Annotated in this window: 13 protein-coding genes and 1 riboswitch; of the genes, 9 read left to right on the top strand and 4 right to left on the bottom strand. The window is 69.9% G+C overall.

Going from position 1 to position 14,238, the window contains the following annotated elements:
• Position 1: 1 nt before the first annotated feature.
• The 8 genes from AACZ35_RS01395 to dusB all read left to right on the top strand — a co-directional run bounded on the left by AACZ35_RS01395 (position 2) and on the right by dusB (position 8,481).
• Positions 2-1,177, top strand: a complete 1,176-nt coding sequence (locus tag AACZ35_RS01395) for a PDZ domain-containing protein (protein ID WP_339825159.1) — start codon at positions 2-4, stop codon at positions 1,175-1,177.
• Positions 1,178-1,282: 105 nt separating this feature from the next.
• Positions 1,283-2,179: a hypothetical protein gene (locus tag AACZ35_RS01390; RefSeq protein ID WP_339825156.1), complete on the top strand. Its 897-nt coding sequence runs from the start codon at positions 1,283-1,285 to the stop codon at positions 2,177-2,179.
• Complete coding sequence (locus tag AACZ35_RS01385; RefSeq protein ID WP_339825154.1) at positions 2,176-3,153, top strand: hypothetical protein; 978 nt, start codon at positions 2,176-2,178, stop codon at positions 3,151-3,153. Before AACZ35_RS01390 ends, AACZ35_RS01385 begins: the two co-directional genes overlap by 4 nt.
• Before the next feature lie 11 nt (positions 3,154-3,164).
• Positions 3,165-3,261, top strand: a riboswitch (yybP-ykoY riboswitch).
• An 89-nt stretch (positions 3,262-3,350) separates the two neighbouring features.
• Complete coding sequence (locus AACZ35_RS01380) at positions 3,351-3,917, top strand: TMEM165/GDT1 family protein (RefSeq protein WP_339825152.1); 567 nt, start codon at positions 3,351-3,353, stop codon at positions 3,915-3,917.
• 76 nt (positions 3,918-3,993) lie between these two features.
• On the top strand, positions 3,994-5,130 hold the full coding sequence (locus AACZ35_RS01375; protein WP_339825150.1) for a GGDEF domain-containing protein: 1,137 nt from the start codon (positions 3,994-3,996) through the stop codon (positions 5,128-5,130).
• A gap of 64 nt (positions 5,131-5,194) precedes the next feature.
• Positions 5,195-6,487, top strand: coding sequence for a nucleoside transporter C-terminal domain-containing protein (locus AACZ35_RS01370; RefSeq protein WP_339825148.1), 1,293 nt, complete (start codon positions 5,195-5,197; stop codon positions 6,485-6,487).
• A gap of 3 nt (positions 6,488-6,490) precedes the next feature.
• Positions 6,491-7,447 (top strand): ribokinase, encoded by a 957-nt coding sequence (locus AACZ35_RS01365; protein WP_339825146.1) that lies wholly within the window; start codon positions 6,491-6,493, stop codon positions 7,445-7,447.
• 35 nt (positions 7,448-7,482) lie between these two features.
• Entirely contained in the window at positions 7,483-8,481 is a 999-nt protein-coding gene (gene dusB, locus AACZ35_RS01360) for a tRNA dihydrouridine synthase DusB (protein WP_339825144.1), read from the top strand.
• On the opposite strand, the gene AACZ35_RS01355 is transcribed toward dusB, so the two are convergent.
• The 4 genes from AACZ35_RS01355 to AACZ35_RS01340 all read right to left on the bottom strand — a co-directional run bounded on the left by AACZ35_RS01355 (position 8,427) and on the right by AACZ35_RS01340 (position 12,857).
• Positions 8,427-9,530 (bottom strand): metal-dependent hydrolase, encoded by a 1,104-nt coding sequence (locus AACZ35_RS01355; protein WP_339825142.1) that lies wholly within the window; start codon positions 9,528-9,530, stop codon positions 8,427-8,429. The genes dusB and AACZ35_RS01355 overlap by 55 nt on opposite strands.
• A 47-nt stretch (positions 9,531-9,577) precedes the next feature.
• On the bottom strand, positions 9,578-10,399 hold the full coding sequence (locus tag AACZ35_RS01350) for a UDP-2,3-diacylglucosamine diphosphatase (RefSeq protein ID WP_339825140.1): 822 nt from the start codon (positions 10,397-10,399) through the stop codon (positions 9,578-9,580).
• On the bottom strand, positions 10,396-12,120 hold the full coding sequence (locus tag AACZ35_RS01345) for a lysophospholipid acyltransferase family protein (RefSeq protein WP_339825138.1): 1,725 nt from the start codon (positions 12,118-12,120) through the stop codon (positions 10,396-10,398). Before AACZ35_RS01345 ends, AACZ35_RS01350 begins: the two co-directional genes overlap by 4 nt.
• A 149-nt stretch (positions 12,121-12,269) precedes the next feature.
• Positions 12,270-12,857 (bottom strand): OmpA family protein, encoded by a 588-nt coding sequence (locus AACZ35_RS01340; protein WP_339825136.1) that lies wholly within the window; start codon positions 12,855-12,857, stop codon positions 12,270-12,272.
• A 185-nt stretch (positions 12,858-13,042) separates the two neighbouring features.
• Here AACZ35_RS01340 and metK point away from each other — a divergent pair.
• Positions 13,043-14,238: methionine adenosyltransferase (metK, locus tag AACZ35_RS01335; protein WP_339825134.1), on the top strand; the 1,196-nt coding region annotated here is incomplete at its 3' end.

The following is a 14,238-nucleotide window of genomic DNA, read 5'->3' as shown; positions in this document are numbered from 1 at the left end:
CATGAAACTCCGCCTTCTTTCCCTGCTGGTCGCCGCCGCCTTCGCGGCCACCGCCCACGCCAGCCCTGAAACCGACGCGGCCGAAGCCGCCCGGCGCGCCGAACTCGAAAGCGCCCGCGCCGAACTCCAGGCCGCCGCCAAACGTGTCGCCGAACTCAGCCGCGGCGAACACCACGCCCGAATCGTGGACGTCGAACGCATCCGCAGCGAAGCACGACGTGCCCGCCTGGGCATCGTCATGGGCGCCGAACCCGGCGTCGCCGGCGTGCGCATCGCCGCCGTCACCCCGGAAGGCCCCGCGGCCAAGGCCGGCCTGCGCAGCGGCGACCAGCTCGAGAGCATCGACGGCAAGACCATCAGCGCCAAAGGCGAGGCCGCCGTTGATCAGGCGCGCGAGCTTCTGGGCAAGCTGGAAATGGACCAGAAGGTCCGCCTGGGCTACCGCCGCGACGGCAAGCCCGCTACCGCCACGGTGACCGCGGGCGACGCGGCGCGGGTGATGATGTTCACCGGCGGCGAGGATTTCGAATTCCACTTTGGCGAGGAATTCGAGAAGGCCATGGAAATGCGCGAGCTCGCGCAGCTGCGCGCCCAGCCGCTTATCCACCCCGGCATCGAGATGGAAATCGCCCGCATCGCCGCCACGCCCTGCGCGCCGGGCGACGAGGACTGCGCCTTGCCGGTGCTGGCCCAGGCCTTCCGCTGGAACGGGCTGAACCTGGCCTCGGTCGACGCGAAACTTGGACGCTATTTCGGCACCGACCGCGGCGTGCTGGTGCTCAGCGGCGGCCAGGGCCTGGAATCGCTTGAGCCCGGCGACGTCATCCAGCGCATCGGCAGCACCGAGGTGGACACCCCGCGCGACGCCATGCGCGCCCTGCGCGACCAGGACGCCGGCGAAAAGCTGCAGGTGCAGCTGCTGCGCGACCGCAAGTCGCGCACCGTGCAGGTGACCGTGCCCGAAGCACCGACCATGAAGTGGTTCGCGCCGCCGGCTCCGCCCGTGCCCCCGACGCCCCCGGTGCCACCCACGCCGCCGACCCCGCGCGGCGCACCCACGCCTCCGACGCCGCCTGCACCGCCAGCGCCGCCTGCACCACCCGCCAACGACACCGCCGTGGTGTTCGCCGATGGCGTGGTGACGCGCATCGCAACGCGTGGGCAGCGCGTGGACTAAAGGCGCCCGACTTGCCGCCAGCCGCGGGGGCGGGGTTCAATGACCTTCCCCCCGCAAGCTGGCGACTGAATGCGACGTTCCCGATGGGCCTGGCTGGCCCCGATCATGGCCCTGGTGCTTGCCGGCGCTGTCGTTTGGTTTTCCCAAAAACGGCCGTCCGTGGACGATGGTCCGACGCCAACCCCCGAACCGGCAGAACAAATTTTGCAGGGCCGCGGCACGACTGACTCGCATGACGCGACCCCCGTGCTGGCACCGCTCGACACCTCCACGCCTCCGCGCGCCCTGCCACCGCCCGGCACCATCAACGAACTCGCCGCCAAGGCCGGTGCCGGCGATGCCATCGCCGCGTGCCAGCTGGCGGCGGAGCTGATTCAGTGCCGGGCCGGCCAGACCCTGCGCCGCCACCTACGCGACACCGAATCCGTCACCACACCCCGATGCGAAGAACTGGTGGGGCAGCACCTCGACCGACATTTGGACCTGCTGCGCCAGGCTGCACACGCCGGTGAGCCCGAAGCCATGCTGCGGTACGCGATGGGAGAAGGATTCGGCTTGCACGGTGCCAGCTTCGACTATTTGCGATCCCCCGGCTTTGACACCTGGCGACGCGAAGCACCTGGGATGCTGCAGTCCTTGCTTGAAGCCGGCTACCCGGAAGCGGTGATCTACCGGATGCTTGCCAATGAACCCGGCCTGGGTGGCCCGTTGGCGAACCTGCTGCAAGGTGATCCGGTGCAGGACCAGGCCTACGGCGAACTCTTCCTGCTTCTCAATGAGGAAACGCCTCTGTTGGAAATGATGCGCACGCAGATTCGCTCCAGAGCGAACGAAACGGTACGCGAGCAGGCCCAACAGCAGGCCGAACGCTGGCACCAGGACCATTTCCGCGGCCAGACCTTCGATTTCTCGGCGCTTGAATCCGAGTCTGAGTCCGGCTACCCCTTGATGCGCGCGCACGGCGCAAACTGCAGCGTCCCGGTCAGGGAAGCCACGCCATGAAGCGTCGACTGCCTTTCCTGATTGTCATGCTGGCGCTGGTGATGTCCGGCGCCTGGTGGCTTCGCCCCGACGGCCTGGGCTCCGACGGCGCGCAGCCGTTCCCCGCGGCAACCACCGCAGCCGCGGACACGACGCCGCTGTCCGCGGAACCCGACCCTTCGCCAGCCCCTGCCGGCAGCAAGGCCCTGGCCGGCGAGCCGCTGCCCGCCGAAACCCTGCCCCTGTCCCAGCGCCTGGCTGAACTCGAACGGCTCGCCGCGGGCGGCCATGCCGAAGCCAGCTGCCAGCTGGTGGTCGAACGCCTGCGCTGTGGTTTCCTGCAGCGCTGGCAGCCCGAGCGCGGCAACCGTTCGCGTGAACTGCGGCTCGAATCCCAGGGCCAACTGGAAGAAGCCAATCAAGCCGCCGAAGCCACCCTGCTGCGCATCGCCCAGAAAAAGGCCTGCGGCGACGCGCCGCCGATCGAGTCGGTCGGCTCGCTGGCCCTGCTGGGCCCCGCCGCCGCGGCCGGCCACGCGCCGTCGGCGCTGCTCTACTTTGAGCTGGGCCACGAGTTCCGCAATGAACGCGGCATCTTCCAGCACCCGCACTTCGACGCCTGGCGCCGCAACGCCGCCCGCCACCTGCACGCCGCCTTCGAAGCCGGCCACCCCGGCGCCGCCCATGCACTGGGCCGCGCCTACCTCGACGACGGCGACTTCGCCAATGGCCTGGTGCCGGATGACCCGCGCCTCGCCTACCTGTACCTGCAGCTGTCCGGTCACCTCTCCGGCGGGCAGCGCCGGCTTTCCGAAAGCTTCGACATGGGCCTGGGCGCCGAAGAACGCCAGCGCCTGCAGGCCGAAGCCCAGCGTTTGCATCGCGAACGCTTCGGCGGCCGCAGCTACGCCACGCCCGAACTTTCCGCCCGCGGCCCCTACCGCCAGCCGGCCCTGAGCGCGACGGATTTCTGCACGGCCCCCAAGGCGCTATAATCGCCCCCGCTTTCCCTGTCTTCGGGGAGTAGCCCAGCCCCCACGGGGCTTCCGCGCGTCAACACACTTGGCAGCAGCCATGGTGCGCGGGCAAGGCGCAGGCCTTGCGGGCAAGACCGAAGGCTGGTGTTCCGCACCCTGGCCGGGTGGCGGCGCGCCGGCCTTCCCTTGCCCCACACCCGGCCCCGGAGATTTCCTTGGACGCTTTGTTCGTTTCGACCCTCGCCGTCGCCATCGCCGAAATCGGCGACAAGACCCAATTGCTTGCCCTGGTGCTGGCGGCCCGCTACCGCAAGCCCTGGCCCATCGTGGCCGGCATCCTGGTGGCCACTGTCCTCAACCACGCGCTGGCCGGCTGGCTGGGCGCGATAGTGTCGGGCTGGGTCGACCCGCAGTGGCTGCGCTGGGGCGTGGCGCTGTCCTTCCTGGCCGTGGCCGCCTGGGCCCTGGTGCCCGACAAACTCGACGAAGACGAAGCCAAGGCGCCGCGCTTCGGCCCCTTCCTGGCCACCCTGGTCGCCTTCTTCATCGTGGAGATGGGCGACAAGACCCAGGTCGCCACCGTGGTGCTGGCGGCCCAGTACGACCCGCTGTGGCAGGTGGTGGCGGGCACGACGCTGGGCATGGCGCTGGCCAATGTGCCGGTGGTGCTGCTGGGCTCTCGTTTCGCCGCGAAGCTGCCGCTCAAGGCCGCACGTTATGCCGCGGCTGCGCTGTTCGCAGGCCTGGGCCTGTGGGTCGCCTTCACCGGCCTGCCCGGCTGAGCGCTGGGGGTGGCAGACGGCCGGGCAGGCCCGCGGGTATGCTGGTGCCGACCCCGAACAGGCCACGACCCCCGGCGTGAGTACCCTGCGCGAAACCCTCGAAGACCTCGCCAGCGCCCTGCGCGAGCGTCCCGACGACCTCCTCCTCGAAATCGGCGCCGGCGGCGAACTTCTGGTCGCGCGCCTGCGCGTGTTCGTTGCCTGCCTGCTGATGCTGCTGCCCGCCCTGAACTGGCTCGCCGGGGGCTCGCTCGACGAATCGCTGGCCGGCCTGGCCGGCGCCGTGGGCGTTCTGCTGCTGTCGGTGGCCTGGCTGCGGCTGGCCCTGCGCAGCCGCCGGCTGGACTGGCTGCCGATGTTCTCTTCCTGCTTCGACGTGACCCTGGTCAGCGGCGTACTTGCGCTGCTTGGCCTGTGGGGTTCGCCGGTGGCGACATTGAACAGCACCGTCGTGTGGTCGTGTTATCTGCTGGCGATCTTCGCCACCGCCATGCGCCACGACCTGCGGGTGACCCTGGTCGCCGGCCTGCTGGCCTTGCTGCAGTCGGCACTGCTGTGGCTGTGGGTGGTGGCCACTGCCGACGAACCGCTGGTGTCGGCCGAGTACGGCAGCGTGTCCACGTCCACCCAGCTGCAGCGACTGATGCTGCTGGCGGTGGCGACCCTGGTCGCGGCGGTCATCGTGTTCCGCGCCCAGCGCCTTACCCAGTGGTCGTCCACCGACGGCCTGACCGGCCTGCCCAACCGCAGCTTCCTCAATTCCCAGGTGCCCACCAAGGTCGAGTCCGCGCGCCGCGAGGGCCGCACCCTGAGCCTGGCCCTGGTCGACCTGGACAACTTCCGCCACATCAACGCCGAACTGGGCCACCTGGCCGGCGACCGCGCGCTGCGCCACGCGGTGGCGGTGATCCGGCGCGAACTGGGCCGGGAGGAACCGATGATCCGGGTCGGCGGCGAGGAGTTCGTGCTGCTGCTGCCCCTGCCGGTGGGCGCCGCCTGGGAGCGCATGGAAGTCCTGCGGCGCAAGCTCGAGGCCGCGCCCTTCATGCCCGAACCCGATGTCGAGCCGCGCCGGCTGACCCTCAGCGCCGGCCTGGCCTGCTGCCCGCAGGACGCCAACGACCTGTCGGGCCTGATGAAACGGGCCGACGAGCGCCTTCGCGCCGCCAAGGCCGCAGGCCGCAACCGCGTGGTGGCCCGCGACGGCGAGTAAGTCCGCCTTGCCCGGGCGGGGGGCGTGAACTACCCTGCCGCATCCTTCCGCGGTCTTGCCTCCCATGGTTTCCAGCATCTTCTTTGGCCTGTTCGGGCTGTCGGTCCTTATCGGCATCGCCTGGCTCTTCTCCAACAACAAGCGGGCCGTGGACTGGCGCCTGGTGCTTACCGGCATCACCCTGCAGATCGCCTTCGCCGCGCTGGTGCTGCTGGTGCCCGGCGGCCGCGAGGTCTTCGACTGGCTGGGCCACGGCTTCGTGAAGATCCTGGAGTTCGTGCAGGCCGGCTCGACCTTCATCTTCGGCAGCCTGATGGACACCGAGACCTACGGGTTCATCTTTGCCTTCCAGGTTTTGCCGACCATCATCTTCTTCGCCGCGCTGATGGGCGTGATGTACCACCTGGGGGTGATGCAGTTCATCGTGCGCATCATGGCGTCGGCCATCACCAAGGTGATGAAGGTTTCCGGCGCCGAAACCACCAGCGTCTGCGCCAGCGTCTTCATCGGCCAGACCGAGGCGCCGCTGACCGTGCGCCCCTACATCGGCCGCATGACCGAGTCCGAACTGATCACGATGATGATCGGCGGCATGGCGCATATCGCCGGCGGCGTGCTGGCCGCATACGTCGGCATGCTGGGCGCCGGCGATCCCGAGCAGGGTGCGTTCTACGCCAAGCACCTGCTGGCGGCATCCATCATGGCCGCGCCGGCGACGCTGGTGATCGCCAAGCTGCTGATCCCGGAAACCGGTAACCCGCTCACCCGCGGCACGGTGCGCATGGAGGTCGAGAAGACCACCAGCAACGTCATCGACGCCGCCGCCGCCGGTGCCGCCGACGGCCTGCGCCTGGCGCTGAACATCGGCGCGATGCTGCTGGCCTTCATTGCCCTGATCGCGCTGATCAACGCGCCCCTGACCTGGCTGGGCGACGTCACCGGCGCCGCCGCCGCGCTGGGCAAGCCCACCGACCTGTCCACCATCTTCGGCTACCTGCTGGCGCCCATCGCCTGGGTGATCGGCGTGCCCTGGCAGGACGCCACCACGGTGGGTTCGCTGATCGGCCAGAAGATCGTCATCAACGAATTCGTGGCCTACCTGCAGCTGGCTGAAATCGTGAATGGCCGCGTCGAAGGCGTCGAGCTGACCGAAAAGGGCCGGCTGATCGCGACGTATGCGCTTTGCGGCTTCGCCAACTTCAGCTCGATCGCCATCCAGATCGGCGGCATCGGCGGCCTGGCCCCGGAACGCCGCCAGGACCTGGCCCGTTTCGGCCTGCGCGCCGTGCTGGGCGGCACGCTCGCCACCTTCATGACCGCCACCATCGCCGGCGTGCTGACCTCGCTGGGTGCCTGAGCCATGCCGGGCGTGGTGCTGGTGGTCGGTTCGTACAACCAGGACCACGTCTGGACCAGCGATGAGCTGCCCGCGCCCGGAGCAACGCGCCTGGGCACCTACGCCAGCGGGCCCGGCGGCAAGGGCTTCAACCAGGCCGTCGCGGCATCCCGCGCCGGCGCCCGCACGGGTTTCCTGACAGCCCTGGGCGACGACCCCGCGGCTGCCACCGCCCGTGGCCTCGCCGACGCCGAGGCCATCGAACTGCTTGCCGAGGTCCACCCGGCCCTGCCCTCGGGCACGGCCGGGATTTTCGTGGACGCCGCGGGCCGCAACGTCATCACCGTCGCGCCCGGGGCCAACGGGGCGCTGTCGCCGGCCTATGTGCGCGCGGCGCGCCCCGCGTTTGCCGGTGCCGACGTCGTGCTGGCCCAGCTGGAAGTAGCGCCGGAGGCCGTGCTCGCTGCGCTCGCGCTGGCACGCGAGTGCGGCGCCACCACGCTGCTGAACCCGGCGCCGGCCAATGCGCCGACGTCGCCGCAGCTGCTCGCGCTGGCCGACATCCTTACCCCGAACGAAACCGAGTTCGCCGCGCTGCTTTCCCGCCACGCGGGCAATACCGTGGACGCCGACACGCTGCACACCCTGGCCGACGACGAATTGCACGCCTTGTGCCAGTCCCTTCAGCCCGCCACCTGGGTAATCACCCTGGGCGGACACGGCGCCTTCGTTTCGCATGCGTCGGGCAAACACCGAGGCGACCACGACGATGCCTACCGCGCGCCGGCCCACCCGGCCACGCCGGTGGACACCACCGGCGCCGGCGACGCCTTCAGCGGCGCGCTGGCGGCGGCGCTGGCGGCAAGTCCGGACGCGCCTTTCCGCGACAGCGTGAGTTTCGCCAGCCGTTACGCCGCCCGTTCCACCGAACGCCACGGCGCCGCCCTGGCCATGCCCCGCCGCGGCGAGCTGGCCGGCTGAGCAAGCCCTGCGGCGGGCGGCTAGAATGCCGCCCCATGCACATCGGCCCCTACGCCATTGATCCCCGCGTGGTGCTGGCCCCCATGGCCGGCGTCACCGACAAGCCGTTCCGGATGCTTTGCAAGCAGCTGGGCGCAGGACTGTGCGTGTCGGAAATGACGACGTCCGACCCGCGCCTGTGGAAAACGGCCAAGTCGCTGCACCGCACGGACCACGCCGGCGAACCGGATCCGATCAGCGTGCAGATCGCCGGCACGGTGCCGGAGGTGATGGCCGACGCCGCGCGCCACAACGTGGACAACGGCGCGCAGATCATCGACATCAACATGGGCTGCCCGGCCAAGAAGGTCTGCAACGCCTGGGCCGGTTCGGCGCTGATGCGCGACGAGGCGCTGGTGGGTCGCATCCTGTCGGCGGTGGTCGCCGCGGTGGACGTGCCGGTGACGCTGAAGATCCGCACCGGCTGGGCCGCCGACCAGAAAAACGCGCTGGCCATCGCCCGCATCGCCCAGGACAGCGGCATCGCCGCACTGGCCGTGCACGGCCGCACCCGCGACCAGCAGTACACCGGCGTTGCCGAATACGACACCATCGCCGCGGTGAAGGCCGTGCTGCGGATCCCGGTGCTGGCCAACGGCGACATTGATTCGCCGGCCAAGGCCGCCTTCGTGCTGCGGCACACCGGCGCCGACGCGGTGATGATCGGCCGTGCGGCGCAGGGCCGGCCCTGGATCTTCCGCGAAGTGGCGCATTACCTGGCCACCGGCGAAACCTTGCCCGAGCCGGGCGTGGCCGAAGTTCGCGACATCCTGCTCGCCCACCTGGACCACCTGCACGCTTTCTACGGCGAAGAATCCGGCGTGCGCATCGCCCGCAAGCACCTGGGCTGGTACGCGAAGGACCGTCCTGAGAACGCCGCCTTCCGCGGCGTGGTAAACCGCGCCACCACGGCCGCCGACCAGCGGCGCCTGACCCGCGATTATTTCGACGCGCTGGTGGCCGGTGTCTCGCCGGAGTTCGCGGCCGCAGCCTGAGGCGGCACCATCCCGGCGCCAGCTGCGATGACCTGCAGCTCCTCCGGCGGCCGGGCCCAGATGCGGTCCCACATCGCCGACAAGCGCCGCCCGGCCTCCCAGGGCCACTGCGCCTGCTCGGGCCCGTAGGCCCGCCAGCCGTCGCCGGTGCGTTCGGCCACCACGAAGCGGAAGCTGTAGTCGGGCTCGGCGCCCATGCGCAGGTCGGAAAGCACCAATCGCTCGTCGCGGATTTCCGCCTTCATGAAACCCTGGTTGAACCACAGCAGGCGATCGACCACCGGCAGCGCCTTCGCTTCTTCCAGCGCCCGCGTGTCCGAGGCGTAGGCCCGGAACACCATCGGCCCCTCGTCCGCGACCAGCGAACGCTCGCCTTCCAGGAAGCCATGCGGCGTCATCACCACCACGCGCCAGAGCAGCGTATTGAAGGGCATCGGCACCGAAAACCGCGGCGCGTCCTGCAGGCCCTGGGCCGCCAGCGTTCGTTCGGCGACCCGGTCGACCATGGCCTTGGCCAGCAGCGACCAGCCCAGGTACACGCTGCTCAGCGCCAGCCCGAGCACCAGCGCCCTCTGCGCCGACGGCCTCCACGCGCGAACCAGCGCGACCAGACAGCCCAACAACAGCGGCAGCGTATACAGCGGGTCGATGATGAACAGGCTCGACCACATCGCCGGTGACGGTGGCAACGGCCACCAGAGCTGGGTGCCGTACACGGTGAAGGCATCGAGCAGCGGGTGCGTCACCAGCGCCAGCGTGATCGCCCAGAACCAGCGTTTCGGCGCTTCGGCCACGCGCCCGCCCGTTCGCTTGAACAGCCACCACAGCAGCGCCGCCAGCGGCAGCAGCACCAGCAGCGAATGTGATGGCCCACGGTGCCAGGTCATGTTGGTCACCGGGTCCAGGCCCATGAACCACATCGGCAGCGAGTCCAGGTCCGGCAGGGTGCCCAGCCCCGCGCCGGCGGCCAGCGCGGCGCGGCGGTGCCGTGCCGGGGCGATGGCGCCCGCGACTGCGGCGCCCAGGACGATCTGGGTAAGGGAATCCATGGCCGGATGCTAACCGCTGGCGGCGTGCAAACCCCGTGAGCCGTTGCTCAGGCTGCCAGGCCGGTCCGCTGCGGCACCTGGGCAACCCGGTCCACCGGCGAGGGCAGCCGCACCAGCTCGCCGCCGTCGTGGCGCAGCAGCACCAGGCTGCCGTCGGGCTCTTCGGCCAGCGCCGTGAGGCTTTCGACCCAGTCGCCGTCGTTGGCGTAGACCAGGCCGTCGGCTTCGAACAGGCCGGCGCGGTGGATGTGCCCGCAGACGATGCCGTCCAGGCCGCGGCGGCCGGCATCGTCCAGGCCGGCCTGCACGAAGCGGGCGATGTAACGTTCGGCGGCGCCGCTGCGCGACTTCAGGAAATCGGCCAGGGACCAGTAGCGCAGGCCCAGTCGCCGGCGCACGCGGTTGGTGAGGCGGTTGCCGGCCAGGATGCGTTCGTACAACCAGTCGCCGAAACGTTCCTGCAGGTTGCCGAACTGGGTGAGCGCATCGTAGTCGTCGCCATGGGTGACCAGCAGGCGGCGGCCGTCGGCGGTGACGTGGATGGCGCGCCGGCGCAGGCGCATGTTCGGAAGTACCAAGCCGCAGAAGTTGCGCACGGGGCGGTCGTGGTTGCCCGGCACGTACACCAGTTCGGTACCGGCCCGCGCAAGGGCCTGCAGGGCGTCGATGACGCGGCGCTGGTCCGGGCCCCAGGCCGCGCGGCGCTCGGCCATCCACCACAGGTCGATGATGTCGCCGACCAGGTACAGGCGGCGCGTGCGCAGGTTTTCCAGGAACTCGGCCAGCTCGGCGGCGTGGCAGTGCGCCGAACCCAGGTGCACGTCGGAGATGAAGACGGCCCGGTGGCGCGGGGCCGTCAACACCTTCACGCGGCCTCCGGCCCGGCGGCGGCACGCTGGACCGGCGCCTGGAGGTAACGCTCGCGCTTGCGCGGCCGCACCCGCGCCAGGTCCAGTTCGATCAGACCGTCCACCGAGTGGTTGAAGTCCGGATCGACGCCGAAGGCCAGGAAACGTGCACCGCCGGGTTCGCACAGTTCGGTGTATTGCTTGTAGAGCGTCGGCACGCGCGTGCCCAGTGAACCCAGGTTGGCCTTGAGCACGCGGAAGGCGTCGTCGGCGCCGAGGTCGCCGAAGTCCGGCGGCGCGGCCAGGAAACGGAAGGGCCGGTTCGCCGCCACGCCGTCGCCGGCATCGCCGTAGTAGCGCGTGTAGTAGGCGACCATCTGTTCGCGCGCCGCCAGCGGCAGGTCGGCGCTGATCGACACCGGGCCGAACAGGTAACGCGCGCCGGGTTGGTGGCGCAGGTAGGCGCCGATGCCCAGCCACAGGTAGTCCAGGCTGCGGCTGCCCTGGTAGGCCGGCGCCACGAAGCTGCGGCCCAGTTCCACGCTTTGCATCAGCCGCGGCAGCAGGTGGCAGGGGTAGGTGAACAACGATGCGCTGTACAGGCCCGCCAGCCCACGTTCGGCGAACACCCGTTCGCAGGGCGCAACCCGATAGCCGCCGGCGATTTCCAGCGCCTCGCCGTCCCAGAGCACGATGTGGTCGTACCAGGTGTCGTAGGCGTCCAGGTCCAGGCGCTGGCCGGTGCCCTCGCCCGCGGCGCGGAAGGTGAGCTCGCGCAGGCGGCCGATTTCGCGCAGCAGCGGCGAGTCGGCCGCCAGCGGACCGGCGTGGATGCGCTTGCCGTCGGGCGTGCGGCCCAGCAGCGGCAGGCGCGAGAGTTCGCGCACCAGCAGGCGGCGGTCAACGGCATGCGCCAGCGGCTGCGGGCCCTGCGGTTTGGCCTCGCGCCGGGAACCTATGGCCCCAAGCGCCTGACGCACCGCCGACAGTGCCCGCGAATCGGTTTCGTCGGCGGCGATCTGCCGGGCGTGGCCAAAACGCAGGCCGATGCGGCTGCCGCGCCGGGCGAAAACCTCGCGCGCCAGCAGCAGCATGCCGGCGGGCCGGTACAGGGCGGAGACGCCGTAGAAGAGCGCCGAGTTGCGCGCCTGCACCTGCACCGGCAGCACCGGCGTGTTGGTGCTGCGGGCGAAACGAAGGAAACCCCGGCGCCAGCGGCCGTCGCGCACGCCGCGCCAGCCCAGGCGCGAGACTTCGCCGGCGGGGAAGACGATGACGCACTGTTCCTGTTCCAGCGCCGCTTCCACCGCGCGCAGCGATTCGGCCGTGGGCCGGCCGCCGACGATGCGCACCGGCAGCAGCAGGTCGCGCAGCGGCGACACCGCGCCCAGCAGGTCGTTGGCGACCACGCGTACGTCGCGGCGCACGCTGCCGACCAGGTGCAGCAGCGCCAGGGCGTCGAGCGCGCCGCTGGGATGGTTGGCGACCACCAGCAGGCGGCCGGTTTCCGGGATGCGTTCGCGCTCGACCTGGTCGACGGTGTAGCGCACGTCCAGGTAGCGCAGCGCGGCTTCGACGAAGGCCAGGCCGCGCAGGTGGCCGTGGGTTTCCAGGAAGTCGCTGGCTTCGGCCAGGCGCGACACCTTCTGCACCTTGCCCAGCAGCGGCTTCACCAGGCGGGCGTGCGGGCCCTGGAACCAGCGGGGATGGCGTTTGGCCATCTGGCGCTCGAGATCAAGCATGCGACGTCCGCGGACGGGGGATTGCCGCGAAGCTTGGGCCGGCTGGCTTGCAGGGGCGTTACCCGCAGGCGTCAGGACCGTGACAGGCCCCGGAAACAAACAGGCCGGGCACCTGGCCCGGCCTGTCGGTATTGCCGGGGCGAAACGCCTCAGCGCGCGGCGACCGCCTCGACGAAGTCGATAACCAGCGCAACGCGGCGGTTGGCCAGGCCATCGTCACCCCAGGCACCGGGGCGGATCTGGCGGTTGTTCGCCTCGCCATAGCTGACGGCGCGCACCTGGTCGGCGGCAAGGCCCTGGCTGACCAGGAAATCGCGCACCGCGTCGGCGCGGCGCTGGCCCAGGCGCTGGTTGTAGCTGGCCGAGCCGGCCGGGTCGGTGAAGCCTTCCACGGTCACCACGACGCCCTCGTGGTGTTCGGCCAGGGTCTTGGCGAAGTCGGCCAGCATCGGCTTGTCGGCTTCGCGGACCTCGGCCTTGCCGTAGGCGAAGTGGGCGGTGGTTTCGACGTGCAGGCGGCCTTCGAACTGGGCGAAGCGGGCGTCGTAGTCGGCGAAGCGCTTCTCCAGCGTGGACTGGATCTGGTCCAGGCGCTGGTCGTGGCGGGCGTCGTTGGCGCGCAGTTCGGCGATGGTGGCGTCGTATTCGTCGCGCTTGACGTAGCTGGCACAGCCAACGAGGCCAGCGACGACAAAGGCGGCGACCAGGGGTCGGAGGGTTCGGGACAGGGTTCGCATGCGGGGTATTCCTCATGTGGCCGGGGGTGGCAGTCCCGACCCTACCCCCACCCTTTCCCAAGGCCAAGCCCGGGGCTTAACGTTGCGGAAACGACCGGGCCGGCAGGATGCACCCCGGGCCCCGGACGTGTATCATTTCGCCCCTTCATCCATCCTTTCATCGCAATCAAAGGATATAAGCCCGAATGTCCAGCTACCTCTTCACCTCCGAGTCGGTTTCCGAAGGCCACCCGGACAAGGTCGCCGACCAGATTTCCGACGCGGTTCTGGACGCGATCCTCGCCCAGGACCCGAACGCGCGCGTTGCCTGCGAAACCCTGGTGAAGACCGGCGCCGCCATCGTCGCTGGCGAGATCACCACCAACGCCTGGGTGGACATCGAGGAGATCACCCGCAAGGTGATCAACGACATCGGCTACGACAATTCAAACGTCGGCTTCGACGGCCACACCTGCGCCATCGTCAACATGATCGGCAAGCAGTCGCCGCACATCGCCCAGGGCGTGGACCGCAAGAAGCCCGAAGAACAGGGCGCCGGCGACCAGGGCCTGATGTTCGGCTACGCCTGCAACGAGGCGCCGGAATACATGCCGGCCCCGATCTATTACGCCCACCGCCTGGTTGAACAGCAGGCCAAGGTGCGCAAGTCCGGCAAGCTCAAGTGGCTGCGCCCGGACGCCAAGAGCCAGGTGACCCTGCGCTACGACGGCAACAAGATCGTCGGCCTCGACGCCGTGGTGCTCTCGACCCAGCACGACCCGGGCGTGAAGCAGAAGGACCTGGTGGCGGGCGTGATGAAGCACATCCTCGAGCCGGTGCTGCCCAAGGCGTGGCTGAAAGCGCTGCCGAAGTCGAAGATCCACATCAACCCGACCGGCAAGTTCGAGATCGGCGGCCCGGTGGGCGACGCCGGCCTGACCGGCCGCAAGATCATCGTCGACACCTACGGCGGCATGGCCCGTCACGGCGGCGGCGCGTTCAGCGGCAAGGACCCGTCCAAGGTCGACCGTTCGGCCGCCTACGCGGCGCGTTACGTCGCCAAGAACGTGGTCGCCGCCGGCCTGGCCGACAAGTGCGAAGTGCAGGTGTCCTATGCGATTGGTGTCGCCGAGCCGACCACCTTCGGCACCGGCAAGATCAGCGACGAGAAGATCGAGAAGCTGATCCGCCAGCACTTCGACCTGCGCCCCTACGGCATCATGAAGATGCTCGACCTGCTGCACCCGATCTACCGCGCCACCGCGGCCTACGGCCACTTCGGCCGCAAGCCCAAGCAGATCACCTACACCGACGCCAAGGGCAAGAAGCACACCGCCACGGCGTTCTCGTGGGAGAAGACCGACAAGGCAGAAGGCCTGCGCAAGGCCGCCGGCCTCAAGAA

It is taken from the genome of uncultured Arenimonas sp. (assembly GCF_963976025.1).
Lineage (GTDB): Bacteria > Pseudomonadota > Gammaproteobacteria > Xanthomonadales > Xanthomonadaceae > Arenimonas.
The sequence above is the reverse complement of the archived record's forward strand: the minus strand, read 5'-3'. Positions and strand labels throughout refer to the sequence as shown.

Bases quoted from the DNA above. Each gene is read 5' to 3' on its own strand.
- AACZ35_RS01395 (WP_339825159.1), top strand. From the start codon at position 2: ATGAAACTCCGCCTTCTTTCCCTGCTGGTCGCCGCCGCCTTCGCGGCC.
- AACZ35_RS01390 (WP_339825156.1), top strand. From the start codon at position 1,283: ATGGCCCTGGTGCTTGCCGGCGCTGTCGTTTGGTTTTCCCAAAAACGG.
- AACZ35_RS01385 (WP_339825154.1), top strand. From the start codon at position 2,176: ATGAAGCGTCGACTGCCTTTCCTGATTGTCATGCTGGCGCTGGTGATG.
- AACZ35_RS01370 (WP_339825148.1), top strand. From the start codon at position 5,195: ATGGTTTCCAGCATCTTCTTTGGCCTGTTCGGGCTGTCGGTCCTTATC.
- AACZ35_RS01365 (WP_339825146.1), top strand. From the start codon at position 6,491: ATGCCGGGCGTGGTGCTGGTGGTCGGTTCGTACAACCAGGACCACGTC.
- dusB (WP_339825144.1), top strand. From the start codon at position 7,483: ATGCACATCGGCCCCTACGCCATTGATCCCCGCGTGGTGCTGGCCCCC.
- AACZ35_RS01355 (WP_339825142.1), bottom strand. From the start codon at position 9,530: ATGGATTCCCTTACCCAGATCGTCCTGGGCGCCGCAGTCGCGGGCGCC.
- AACZ35_RS01345 (WP_339825138.1), bottom strand. From the start codon at position 12,120: ATGCTTGATCTCGAGCGCCAGATGGCCAAACGCCATCCCCGCTGGTTC.
- AACZ35_RS01340 (WP_339825136.1), bottom strand. From the start codon at position 12,857: ATGCGAACCCTGTCCCGAACCCTCCGACCCCTGGTCGCCGCCTTTGTC.